At 64.5% G+C, this 12,028-nt stretch carries 15 protein-coding genes; all 15 read left to right on the top strand.

Annotated elements, in window-relative coordinates:
* The first annotated feature begins 68 nt into the window (after positions 1–68).
* On the top strand, positions 69–1,289 hold the full coding sequence (locus tag ATO9_RS12780; protein ID WP_043749834.1) for an NADH-quinone oxidoreductase subunit D: 1,221 nt from the start codon (positions 69–71) through the stop codon (positions 1,287–1,289).
* Positions 1,289–1,765, top strand: coding sequence for a hypothetical protein (locus tag ATO9_RS12775; protein WP_043749444.1), 477 nt, complete (start codon positions 1,289–1,291; stop codon positions 1,763–1,765). Before ATO9_RS12780 ends, ATO9_RS12775 begins: the two co-directional genes overlap by 1 nt.
* 38 nt (positions 1,766–1,803) lie before the next feature.
* Positions 1,804–2,088 (top strand): hypothetical protein, encoded by a 285-nt coding sequence (locus tag ATO9_RS12770; RefSeq protein ID WP_043749440.1) that lies wholly within the window; start codon positions 1,804–1,806, stop codon positions 2,086–2,088.
* Positions 2,088–3,314 (top strand): NADH-quinone oxidoreductase subunit E, encoded by a 1,227-nt coding sequence (locus tag ATO9_RS12765; protein WP_043749438.1) that lies wholly within the window; start codon positions 2,088–2,090, stop codon positions 3,312–3,314. The genes ATO9_RS12770 and ATO9_RS12765 overlap by 1 nt, the downstream gene beginning before the upstream one ends.
* Before the next feature lie 37 nt (positions 3,315–3,351).
* On the top strand, positions 3,352–4,101 hold the full coding sequence (locus ATO9_RS12760; protein ID WP_043749436.1) for a hypothetical protein: 750 nt from the start codon (positions 3,352–3,354) through the stop codon (positions 4,099–4,101).
* Between the two features lie 9 nt (positions 4,102–4,110).
* Entirely contained in the window at positions 4,111–4,332 is a 222-nt protein-coding gene (locus tag ATO9_RS12755; RefSeq protein WP_043749434.1) for a DUF5337 domain-containing protein, read from the top strand.
* 3 nt (positions 4,333–4,335) lie between these two features.
* Positions 4,336–5,628 (top strand): NADH-quinone oxidoreductase subunit NuoF, encoded by a 1,293-nt coding sequence (gene nuoF / locus ATO9_RS12750; RefSeq protein ID WP_043749431.1) that lies wholly within the window; start codon positions 4,336–4,338, stop codon positions 5,626–5,628.
* A 29-nt stretch (positions 5,629–5,657) separates the two neighbouring features.
* The gene (locus tag ATO9_RS12745; RefSeq protein ID WP_052418290.1) at positions 5,658–6,413 is read left to right on the top strand and encodes a class I SAM-dependent methyltransferase; all 756 of its coding nucleotides are present in this window, start codon (positions 5,658–5,660) and stop codon (positions 6,411–6,413) included.
* Entirely contained in the window at positions 6,410–6,775 is a 366-nt protein-coding gene (locus ATO9_RS12740) for a hypothetical protein (protein WP_052418289.1), read from the top strand. Before ATO9_RS12745 ends, ATO9_RS12740 begins: the two co-directional genes overlap by 4 nt.
* Positions 6,769–7,269 carry a DUF3291 domain-containing protein gene (locus ATO9_RS12735; RefSeq protein WP_043749429.1) on the top strand — a complete coding sequence of 167 codons (501 nt, stop codon included), beginning with the start codon at positions 6,769–6,771 and terminating at the stop codon, positions 7,267–7,269. Before ATO9_RS12740 ends, ATO9_RS12735 begins: the two co-directional genes overlap by 7 nt.
* A 127-nt stretch (positions 7,270–7,396) precedes the next feature.
* The gene (locus ATO9_RS12730) at positions 7,397–7,789 is read left to right on the top strand and encodes a DUF5333 domain-containing protein (RefSeq protein WP_043749427.1); all 393 of its coding nucleotides are present in this window, start codon (positions 7,397–7,399) and stop codon (positions 7,787–7,789) included.
* 159 nt (positions 7,790–7,948) lie between these two features.
* A complete protein-coding gene (gene nuoG, locus ATO9_RS12725) occupies positions 7,949–9,967 on the top strand; it encodes an NADH-quinone oxidoreductase subunit NuoG (protein WP_043749424.1) in 2,019 nt (672 codons plus the stop codon).
* 59 nt (positions 9,968–10,026) lie between these two features.
* Positions 10,027–10,380 carry a hypothetical protein gene (locus ATO9_RS12720; RefSeq protein ID WP_043749827.1) on the top strand — a complete coding sequence of 118 codons (354 nt, stop codon included), beginning with the start codon at positions 10,027–10,029 and terminating at the stop codon, positions 10,378–10,380.
* Positions 10,381–10,386: 6 nt separating this feature from the next.
* Complete coding sequence (gene nuoH, locus ATO9_RS12715) at positions 10,387–11,427, top strand: NADH-quinone oxidoreductase subunit NuoH (RefSeq protein WP_043749421.1); 1,041 nt, start codon at positions 10,387–10,389, stop codon at positions 11,425–11,427.
* Between the two features lie 2 nt (positions 11,428–11,429).
* Positions 11,430–11,924, top strand: a complete 495-nt coding sequence (gene nuoI, locus ATO9_RS12710; RefSeq protein ID WP_043749420.1) for an NADH-quinone oxidoreductase subunit NuoI — start codon at positions 11,430–11,432, stop codon at positions 11,922–11,924.
* The last annotated feature ends 104 nt before the right edge of the window (positions 11,925–12,028 follow it).

Genomic DNA, 12,028 nt, shown 5'->3' with positions numbered 1-12,028 from the left:
GGGAGGCGGAGCGGGCACGCGCCACTTGAATTGCCTCGGCTTTGGTTTGCAGACGGAGGTCTGACATGATGGACGGTTCCAATCAGTTCGGCGATGCCCAGACGGGCGAACAGAAGATCCGCAACTTCAACCTGAACTTCGGGCCCCAGCACCCGGCGGCCCACGGCGTGTTGCGCCTGGTGCTGGAGCTGGACGGCGAGGTGGTCGAGCGCTGTGACCCGCATGTCGGGCTGCTGCACCGTGGCACCGAGAAGCTGATGGAGAGCCGGACCTACCTGCAGAACCTGCCCTATCTCGACCGTCTCGATTACGTGTCGCCGATGAACCAGGAACATGCCTGGTGCCTGGCCATCGAGAAGCTGACCGGGGTCGAGGTGCCGCGCCGCGCATCGCTGATCCGGGTTCTGTTCTCGGAAATCGGGCGGATCCTGAACCACCTGATGAACGTGACCACGCAGGCGATGGATGTCGGTGCGCTGACGCCGCCGCTCTGGGGGTTCGAGCAGCGCGAAGACCTAATGATCTTCTACGAACGGGCCTGCGGGGCGCGTCTGCACGCGGCCTATTTCCGCCCCGGCGGGGTGCACCAGGATCTGCCGCCCAAGCTGATCGACGACATCGAAGCCTGGCTGCCGCAATTCTACGATTTCATCGACGACCTGAACAACCTGCTGACCGAGAACCGGATCTTCAAGCAGCGCAACGTCGATATCGGGGTCGTGACCGAAGAAGACATCCAGAATTACGGCTTCTCGGGCGTGATGGTGCGCGGGTCGGGCCTCGCCTGGGACCTGCGCCGTGCGCAGCCCTATGAATGCTATGACGAGTTCGACTTCCAGATCCCCGTTGGCAAGAACGGCGATTGCTACGATCGCTATCTCTGCCGTGTCGAGGAGATGCGCCAATCCGCGTCGATCATGCAGCAATGCATCGACAAGCTGCGCGCGCCGGAAGGGCAGGGCGACGTGCTGGCCCGTGGCAAGATCACGCCGCCGAAGCGGGGGGAGATGAAGACCTCCATGGAGGCGCTGATCCACCACTTCAAGCTCTACACCGAGGGCTTCAAGGTGCCGGCGGGCGAGGTCTATGCCGCGGTCGAGGCGCCCAAGGGCGAGTTCGGCGTGTTCATCGTGTCGGACGGGACAAACAAGCCCTACCGCGCCAAGCTGCGCGCGCCCGGCTATCCGCACCTGGCCGCGATGGATTACATCGCCAAGGGGCATCAGCTGGCCGACGTGGCCGCGATCATCGGGACGCTGGACATCGTGTTCGGGGAGATCGACCGCTGATGATCCGCGTCGCCTCCGATAGGGTCATGGGGGCCGCTGTTGCGGCCTGCCTTCTGAGCGTCCCGGCCTCGGCCGTGGCGATGGAGGAGGCGACCTGTCGGAGCGTGCCCGCGCTGGTCTACAGCATGTTCAACCTGGTGGAGCTGGGCGAGGCCGAACGGCTGACCCTCGAGCAGCGCCACGAGATCGAGACCTGGGCGCTGACGTCCCTGAGCCACGAGTTCAACCTGGCCACCCAGGGCCTGGCCTGGGAAATCGGCCATGAGAAATTCAACGAGATGGTCGACCTGGACTTCGAGGGCTACGGCCCTGCGGACCTGGCCCGTGCCTATTTCGACCATGTCCTGCCTCATGCGCTTTATCCCGACAGCGTGTCGGCCCATGCCGATGCCGGAGAGATGATCCGCCGTCTCGATCTGTTCGCGGGCACCGTTGAGGTGCTGTGCGAGGAAGACATGGGGATCGTTTCGCCATGACCCGTATGAAGAATGTTACCTGCCCCGGAGGCCCCTTGATGCCCATCCTTCGCGCCTCCGCTGCGCTTGCCACCCTGGCCCTGACGGCCGCCTGTGCGATGCCGCCCCAGGGCGTGCCTGCCGATGCCATCGCGTCCTACGACGAAGCCGTGGCCTCGGTCGGGTGCACCCTGCGGACCGAAAAGGACTACCTGCCGGTGGAAATCCAGACCGGGATGACCCGCCAGCAGGTGCTAGAGATGACCGCCTTCAAACTTGCCACCGACAAGGCTGTGAAGCTTGACGACGGCAGTGTGAAACTGACGACCGGAGCCTGCGCCTGATGCTGCGACGCCTGCACAAAGAGCAACCCGAGAGCTTTGCCTTCACGCCCGAGAACCAGAAATGGGCCGAAGCGCAGATGACGAAATACCCCGAAGGCCGCCAGGCCTCGGCCATCATTCCGCTGCTGTGGCGTGCCCAGGAGCAGGAAGGCTGGCTGACCCGTCCGGCGATCGAAAGCATCGCCGAGATGCTGGGCATGGCCTATATCCGGGCGCTGGAGGTTGCGACCTTCTACTTCATGTTCCAGCTGCAGCCGGTCGGTTCGGTCGCGCATATCCAGATCTGCGGCACGACGTCCTGCATGATCTGCGGCGCCGAGGACCTGGTCGGCGTCTGCCAGGAGGTGATCGCGCCGAAAGCGCATCAGCTGTCCGAGGACGGCAAGTTCTCCTGGGAAGAGGTGGAATGCCTGGGCGCCTGCGCCAACGCGCCGATGGCCCAGATCGGCAAGGATTACTACGAGGACCTGACGGCCGAGCGTCTGCGCGAGATCCTGAAGGAACTGGCCGAGGGCAAGGTTCCGGTGCCGGGGCCGCAGAATGGCCGCTATACCTCTGAGCCGAAGATGGGTCTGACCTCGCTGAAAGATTACGAGGCCGACAAGCCCGCCCACAACGCCAGCGCCGCGCTGGCCGTGGAAATCGGCGATACGGTCAAGCGGATCGACGGCACCGAAGTGCCGATCCTGACCCCCTGGCTGAAAAGCGGCGCCGCCGGGTCGGTGGACCCGAAGCCGGCCGATCCGCGTCCCGCAAAGGGCAAGTCCGCCGACAAGACCGGCGTGACCGAACAGGAGGCAAAGGCCAAATCCGCGGCCAACCCGCCCTCCAAGTCGGAACCGGAAACCGCCAATGCGGCTGACACGTCCGAACAGGAAGCGGCGCTGCAAGCCGCGTCCTCGGGCCCGGGCAGCGTCACGGCGGTCGAAGGCGAAGGCACCAAGCCCGAGGGGCTGGACGCCGCGCGCGAGGGTGGTCCCGACGACCTGAAGTCGATCAAGGGGATCGGCCCGGCGCTGGAAAAGCTGTGCCACAGCCTCGGCATCTATCATTTCGACCAGATTGCCGCTTGGGGCGGCGAGGAACTGGCCTGGATCGACCAGAACCTGAAAGGGTTCAAGGGCCGTGCCAGCCGGGACAACTGGATCGATCAGGCAAAAATCCTCGCCTCGGGCGGGACAACGGAATTCGCGGATCGCGTGAAGAAGGGCGACGTATACGAATAAGGTAAGATAATAAGGACCAGGACGGGGGAACGGACCCATGGGGACGAATTGCAAGACTATATGCTGGGCGATCGCTGCGATCGTCGGTTTGCTGGCTTACCTGCTGATGAGGCCGGGTCTTGCGATTTTCTGGGCCCTGGTCCTGGCCGTTGTGATCGCCGCGGTCGTCGGTTACGCGCTGCTCACGCTGGTCTGCAAGGACAGCGAGGCCTCGGCGCCCGCCAGCAGCGGCGCCCCGCAATCCGAGGATGCGGTGAGCGCCCCGGCAGCGGCGCCGGCCCCGGTCGCGGCCCCTTCGGCCGGTGCGGCGATGGCGGCGGAGCCTGAGCAGGCCGGTGCGGATGAGACCGATGCTGAGGCCGAGGTGGAAGCCGAAGCGGCGGAAACGCCTGCCGCCGATGCGCCGGCCAACACGGGCGCGGTGACCCCGGCAGAGCCTGCCGCGGACCCGGTTCCGGCCAGCGCCGAACCCGCCGCTCCGGTTGCCGCAGAGGGCGAGGGCGTGAAGCCCAAGGGTCTGGACGCGCCGAGGGACAGCGGGGCGGACGACCTGAAACGGATCAAGGGCGTCGGGCCCAAGCTGGAGGTCATGCTGAACGAGATGGGCTATTACCATTTCGACCAGATCGCCGCCTGGAGCGCCGACGAGGTGGCCTGGGTCGATCAGAACCTCAAGGGGTTCAAGGGCCGGGTCAGCCGCGACAGCTGGGTCGACCAGGCCAGCAAGCTCGCCACTGGCGAGGAGACGGAATTTTCAAAGCGCGTCGACAAGGGCGACGTGTACTGAAGGTAGCGAATGAGTGAGAAGGACGAGGCAATTGCGAAGAAGGGCCGGACCGTGGCCCTGGTGATCGCAGGCGCCATGCTGATCTGGATGGGGGCCCAGGTGATCGGGCCGCAACTGGGGATGCCGGGGCGCTTTGCCTTTCTTTTCGATTTCATGGCCATCGGGGCGCTTGTCTGGGCGCTTGTGGTGGCCTCACAGATTTGGCGCGCGCGCCGGGATGACAAAGGGTAGACCATGCTCAAGGATCAGGACCGCATCTTTACCAATATCTACGGGATGCACGACCGTACCCTGAAGGGGGCCCAGGCCCGCGGGCACTGGGACGGCACGGCCGATATCATCAAGAAGGGCCGTGACTGGATCATCGACAACATGAAGGCCTCGGGCCTGCGGGGTCGCGGCGGTGCGGGCTTCCCCACCGGTCTGAAGTGGTCCTTCATGCCGAAGGAAAGCGACGGACGTCCGGCCTACCTGGTGGTGAATGCCGACGAATCCGAACCCGGCACCTGCAAGGACCGGGAGATCATGCGCCACGATCCGCATACGCTGATCGAGGGCTGCCTGATTGCGTCCTTCGCGATGAACGCCCATGCCTGCTACATCTACATCCGCGGCGAATATATCCGCGAGCGCGAGGCGCTGCAGGCGGCGATCGACGAAGCCTATGACGCGGGCTTGCTGGGCAAGAACGCCGCGAAATCCGGCTGGGATTTCGACCTCTACCTGCATCACGGGGCCGGCGCCTATATCTGCGGCGAGGAAACCGCGCTGCTGGAAAGCCTGGAAGGCAAGAAGGGGATGCCGCGGATGAAGCCGCCATTCCCGGCGGGCGCGGGCCTTTACGGCTGCCCGACCACGGTGAACAACGTCGAATCCATCGCCGTCGTCCCGACCATCCTGCGCCGCGGCCCGGAATGGTTCGCAGGCTTCGGCCGCGAAAACAACGCGGGCACGAAGCTGTTCGCGATCTCGGGCCACGTGAACAACCCCTGCGTCGTCGAAGAGGCGATGTCGATCAGCTTCGAGGAACTGATCGACAAGCATTGCGGCGGCATCCGGGGCGGCTGGGACAACCTGCTGGCGGTGATCCCGGGTGGGTCCTCTGTTCCCTGCGTGCGCGGCGAGAACATGAAGGACGCCATCATGGACTTCGACTACCTGCGGGGGGAGCTGGGCTCGGGCCTGGGCACTGCCGCGGTGATCGTGATGGACAAGTCCACGGACATCATCAAGGCGATCTGGCGCCTGTCGAAATTCTACAAGCATGAAAGCTGTGGCCAGTGCACGCCGTGCCGTGAAGGCACCGGCTGGATGATGCGCGTGATGGACCGCCTGGTGACCGGCGATGCCAGCGTCGAGGAAATCGACATGCTGTTCGACGTGACCAAGCAGGTCGAAGGCCACACGATCTGCGCCCTTGGCGACGCGGCCGCCTGGCCGATCCAGGGCCTGATCAAGAACTTCCGTCCCGAGATCGAGGACCGGATCAAGCACAAGCGGGGCGCAGCCCCCGTCGCAGCGGAGTAAGCGCGCAGATGGCGGCCTTGAGGATCAGGATGCCCGGACGCAAGCCGGCCGATCGCGCCCCCATGGCGCCGATCGACCAATTCGCGTACCAGGGTGCGCGGCCCGACGGGGCCGTGTCCGACCTCGAGTCGCTCTTCTGGGGCAATACCGGTCCGCTGGTGCACAAGTGGCATCACTACCTTCCGATCTACGAGCGCTATTTCTCGGGCTTTCGCGACCGTCCGATCCGGATGCTGGAAATCGGCGTGTCCAAGGGTGGGTCGCTACAGATGTGGCGCAAGTACCTGGGCCCCGAGGCACAGATCTTCGGCATCGATATCGACCCGTCCTGTGTGCGGTTCGACGGCCAGGCGGGCCAGGTGCGGATCGGGTCGCAGGACGATCCCGATTTCCTGAATTCCGTTGTCGACGAGATGGGCGGAATCGACCTGGTGCTGGACGATGGCAGCCATGTCTCGGCCCATATCCGCAAGAGCCTGGAAGTCCTGTATCCGCGCCTGTCCGAAGGCGGGCTCTACATGATCGAGGATCTGCATTGCGCCTATTGGAGCGATTTCGGCGGGGGCTATCAGACCCGCGACAGCTTCATGAGCGATGTGAAGCAGATCATCGACGACATGCATCACTGGTATCACACCGAAGGCGAGAAAACCGCGGCCACGGCCGGTCATGTCGCCGGTCTGCATGTCTACGATTCGATCGTGGTTCTGGAAAAACGCAAAGTGGCCCCGCCGCGTCATACGCAGGTGGGGGAAGGGGCCCCGGGCCTTGGGGGTGCAGCATGAAACGCCTTGTGCTTGTTTCGGTGATTGCCGCGTCGATGGTGACGACGGCCTCTTGCGCGCGGGTGAAGAACGCGAGCGAGAATGTCTTTGGCGCGCGCCAGACCTATGAGGGTGTGCGGTTCCGGGCGAAGCTGGACAGCGACCGCGAGGATCGCGCGAATTTCGTCGTGACGGTGAACGATGCCGGGCAGAGCCTGTCCGGTGCCCGCGAGGCCGCACGGCACCAGGCGGTGGAATACTGCATCAAGCAATACGGCCTGTCCGAGATCGACTGGGAGGTCAGCCCCGATGTCGAGGATGACGCGGCGCTGCCCATCGTGAACGGCGACCTGATCATGCCGGGGGAGTGCAAGGGATGGTAAGCCGCCCCGGATATCACCTGGCCGAGCTGAATGTCGGCCGCCTGGTCGCCCCGACGGACGACCCGCGCGTGGCCGACTTCATGAACAACCTCGACCGCATCAACGGGCTGGGCAAACGGATGCCGGGCTTTGTGTGGATGATGGAAGGCTCGGGCGAGCCGGGGACCGGCAATACCGAGGCCAAGATCGACGGCGACCCGCAATTCGTCTCGAACCTGACGGTCTGGGAAGATCTGCCGAGCCTCGAGAACTTCGTCTGGAACACGGTGCACCGGCAGTTCTACAACCGCCGCGCCGAATGGTTCGAGGTGATGGGCAAGATGCATTTCGTCATGTGGTGGGTGCCCGAGGGGCACCGCCCGACGCTGGACGAAGCTCTGGCGCGGCTGGATCATCTGAACGAACACGGCGCCAGCGACGAGGCTTTTGGCTGGGCCTGGCTGCGCGAGAACGGCTTGTGGAAGGATCATGCCTGCGGGGTCGCGGCGGAATGAGCGGATTTTCCCGCATATCAGGGGCTTACCCCGCTTGTTATTGCATAACGAGCGGTGCGGAACCCATCTGCGCAGCAGATGGGCGGCCATATTGGTCGTCCCTGTGTGCCAGAAAGGGAGACCCCAAATGCGCATGATTTTCGCCGCCTTGATCCTGAGCCTGGGTGCCGGTGCCGCGGCGGCCAAGACGCCGTTGCGCGACGTGCCCGAGATCGACCGGCCCATGTTCGCCGTGGCCATGGCGATCGAGATTTCCAACAAGTGTTCGGATATCAAGCCCCGGACGCTGAAGGGGCTGGCCTTTCTCAACTCGTTGAAGAACAAGGCGCTGGACCTTGGCTACAGCGAGTCCGAGATCAAGGCCTACGTGGACAGCGAAGACGAGAAGAACCGGATGCGGGCCATGGGGGCGCAATACATGCGCCAGCAGGGCCTGGACCCGAAACAGACCGCGTCGCTGTGTGAATTGGGCCGCCAGGAAATGGCGCGCAACAGCCAGATCGGAGTGTTCCTTCGGTGATGGCTTCGCGGCGGCATATCCTGCGCCCGGGCGGGCCATCTGTCCGCCGCGACGTGAATTCGGTGCCGGCCGGGGGGACTTCCCCGTGTCTGGCACCCCATCCATACCGGGTCCCGCATCTGTGCGGGGCCGGCCAAGTTGAGAGCAAAGTGAGCGACCATGTCTGACCTTCGCAAGATCATCATCGACGACCAGGAGATCGAGGTCGATCCGCGCCTGACGCTGATCCAGGCCTGCGAACAGGCCGGGGTCGAGGTGCCGCGGTTCTGCTACCACGAACGGCTGTCCATCGCGGGCAATTGCCGGATGTGCCTGGTCGAAGTGGTCGGCGGCCCGCCGAAGCCGGCTGCCTCCTGCGCGATGCAGGTCAAGGATCTGCGGCCCGGGCCGGAAGGCGCGCCGCCGGTGATCAAGACCAATTCGCCCATGGTCAAGAAGGCCCGCGAAGGGGTGATGGAATTCCTTCTCATCAACCACCCGCTGGATTGCCCGATCTGTGACCAGGGCGGCGAATGCGACCTGCAGGACCAGGCGATGGCCTATGGCGTCGATTTCTCGCGTTACCGCGAACCCAAGCGGGCGTCGGACGATCTGGATCTCGGCCCGCTGGTCGAGACGCACATGACGCGCTGCATCTCCTGCACCCGCTGCGTGCGCTTCACCACCGAGGTCGCAGGCATCCACAAGATGGGCCAGACCGGCCGCGGCGAAGATGCGGAGATCACGAGCTACCTGAACGAGACGCTCGATTCGAACATGCAGGGCAACATCATCGACCTGTGCCCGGTGGGCGCACTGGTGTCGAAGCCCTACGCCTTCACCGCCCGTCCGTGGGAACTGACCAAGACCGAAACCATCGACGTGATGGATGCGCTTGGGTCCAATATCCGCGTGGATACGAAGGGCCGCGAAGTGATGCGGATCCTGCCGCGCAACCATGACGGCGTGAACGAGGAATGGATTTCCGACAAGACGCGCTTTGTCTGGGACGGGCTGCGCCGCCAGCGGCTGGACCGGCCTTACGTGCGCGTCGACGGCAAGCTGAAGCCCGCCACCTGGCCCGAGGCCCTGTCGGCCGCGGCCAACGCTATGAAGGGCAAGAATGTCACCGGCCTGGTCGGCGACCTGGCCCCGGTCGAGGCCGCCTTTGCGCTGAAACAGCTGGTCGAGAGCCTGGACGGCAAGATCGAGTGCCGCACCGATGGCGCGAAGCTGCCCGCCGGCAACCGCTCGGCCTATGTCGGCACCGCGACGGTCGAAGAGATCGACACTGCCCAGTTCATCCAGCTGATCGGCACCAACCCGGCCGTCGAGGCCCCGGTGCTGAACGCGCGGATCCGCAAGGCGTGGCTGAACGGGGCCAATATCGGCCTGATCGGCGACGCGGCAGAGCTGACCTACGAATACACCCACATGGGCAATGACCGGAAAGCGCTGGACGATCTGACCAAGCACGATTTCGGCGCCATCAAGGATGCGCCGTCGCTGGTGATCGTGGGGCAGGGCGCCCTGCGCGAGGCCGACGGCGCCGCCGTTCTGGCTGCCGCGATGGACGTGGTCGAAAAGACCAACGGCAAGCTGCTGATCCTGCACACCGCCGCGTCCCGCGTCGGTGCGATGGATGTGGGCGCCGTGACCGAGGGGGGCATGGAGGCCGCGCTGGACGGGGCCGAGGTGATCTACAACCTGGGCGCCGATGAGGTCGAGATCGGCGAAGGTGCCTTCGTGATCTACCAGGGGTCGCATGGTGATCGCGGTGCGCACCGCGCCGACGTGATCCTGCCGGGCGCCGCCTACACCGAGGAACAGGGCCTGTTCGTCAACACCGAGGGCCGTCCGCAGCTGGCGCTGCGTGCCGGCTTTGCCCCCGGTGACGCGAAAGAGAACTGGGCCATCCTGCGCGCCCTGTCGGCCGAGCTGGACGCGACGCTGCCCTTCGATTCGATGGCGCAGCTGCGCAAGGCGCTGGTCGAGGCCGTGCCGCATCTGAAGATGATCGACCAGGTGCCGGAAAACGAGTGGACGAAGCTCGATGCCGGCAAGCTGGGCGAGGCGAGCTTTGTCACCGCGATCAAGGATCACTACCTGACCAACCCGATTGCCCGTGCGTCCGAGGTGATGGCGGAATTGTCGGCCAACGCGGCGGCGCGTGGCGAAACGGCGGTTGCGGCAGAGTGATCCGGACGGGGCTCATAATCGCGGCTTCGCTGCTTGCCGCCTGCGGCGCCCGGGACGAAGTGTCCCGCGCGGCCGAGGTGCAGGCGCGCGAGTCGCTGCCCTTTTCGCCGGAATACGGCGCGGTCGAAACCCGGCTGCTGGATGACGACCTAGTGGCGTTTCACGTCGCGATGCGCGGCGCGCGGGACGCCCAGGACGTTACCGATTATGCCGAATGCGCCGCGGCGCAGTATACGCTGATCCGAGGCTTCGGATTTGCCCGGCATTTGCGCACAAAAACTGCCGAAGTGGCTGGCACTTGGCAGGCAGATGCGATTTATACCATCTCGGCGGCCATCCCCGCCGGTTTGCGCACGATCGACGCGGAAGTGACGGTCGAGAATTGCAAGAACAACGGAATACCGACGGTGTGAGGACCTATGGCTGATTTCTTTACCACCCACCCCCTAGGCATCGTTCTGCTGACCGTCGGTCAGGTGCTGTTGCTGGTTGTGCCGCTGCTGATCGCGCTGGCCTTCCTGCTGTATGCCGACCGCAAGGTCTGGGCGGCGGTTCAGCTGCGCAAGGGCCCGAACGTCGTGGGCGTCTTCGGCCTGCTGCAGAGCTTTGCGGATTTCGGCAAATACATCACCAAGGAGATCGTGGTGCCGGCAGGCGCGGACAAGTTCGTGTTCTTCCTGGCGCCTATGCTGTCCTTCACCCTGGCGCTGATCGCCTGGGCGGTGATCCCGTTCAATGACGGCTGGGTGCTGGCCGATATCAACGTGGCCATCCTCTACGTCTTCGCGGTCTCCTCTCTCGAGGTGTACGGCGTGATCATGGGCGGCTGGGCCTCGAACTCGAAATATCCGTTCCTGGGCTCGCTGCGGTCCGCGGCGCAGATGATCTCCTACGAGGTGTCGCTGGGTCTGATCATCATCGGCGTCATCATCTCGACCGGGTCGCTGAGCTTTGGCGACATCGTTGCGGCGCAGGATGGGCGTTACGGCATCTTCTCGTGGTACTGGCTGCCGCATTTCCCGATGATGTTCCTCTTCATCATCTCGGCCATGGCGGAAACCAACCGCCCGCCCTTCGACCTTCCCGAAGCGGAATCCGAACTGGTGGCGGGCTACCAGGTGGAATATTCCTCGACCCCGTTCCTGCTGTTCATGATCGGTGAATACTTCGCCATCGTCCTGATGTGCGCGCTGGTGTCGCTGTTGTTCCTGGGCGGCTGGCTGTCGCCGATCCCCGGCCTGCCGGACGGCATCCTGTGGTTCATCCTCAAGATGCTGGTGGTCTTCTTCGTCTTCGCCCTGACGAAGGCCGTGGTGCCGCGTTTCCGCTATGACCAGCTGATGCGCATTGGCTGGAAGGTCTTCCTGCCGCTGTCGCTGGTCTGGGTGGTCATCGTGGCGTTCCTTGCGAAATTCGAACTGTTCGGCGGCGCCTATGCCCGCTGGGCGATTGGAGGGTAATCATGACCCAAGTCGACTATACCCGCGCTGCAAAATACTTCCTGCTGTGGGACGTGTGGCAGGGGTTCAAGATGGGGATGAAGTACTTCTTCAAACCCAAGGGCACCCTGAACTACCCGCATGAGAAGGGCCCGCTGAGCCCGCGGTTCCGCGGCGAGCACGCCCTGCGCCGTTATCCCAACGGCGAGGAACGCTGCATCGCCTGCAAGCTGTGCGAGGCGATCTGCCCCGCTCAGGCGATCACGATCGACGCCGAACCGCGCGAGGACGGCTCGCGCCGGACGACGCGCTACGACATCGACATGACCAAGTGCATCTATTGCGGCTTCTGCCAGGAAGCCTGCCCGGTGGATGCCATCGTCGAAGGCCCGAACTTCGAGTTTGCCACCGAGACGCGCGAGGAATTGTTCTACGACAAGGCCAAGCTGCTCGCCAATGGCGAACGCTGGGAGGCCGAGATCGCCCGCAACCTCGAGCTTGACGCGCCGTACCGCTGATCCGGAAGGACCCGAGACACGCCATGTCCGACACTGACCGCCATAGCCAAAGCCAGCCCGCCGGCATCTTCCGCGCCGGTGCGGTGCGCTGCGTGGCGGCCCGG

It is taken from the genome of Pseudooceanicola atlanticus, from assembly GCF_000768315.1.
In the GTDB taxonomy this organism is placed as follows: Bacteria; Pseudomonadota; Alphaproteobacteria; order Rhodobacterales; family Rhodobacteraceae; genus Pseudooceanicola; species Pseudooceanicola atlanticus.
Note: the sequence above shows the minus strand (reverse complement) of the source record. Positions and strands in the feature narration are given on the sequence as shown.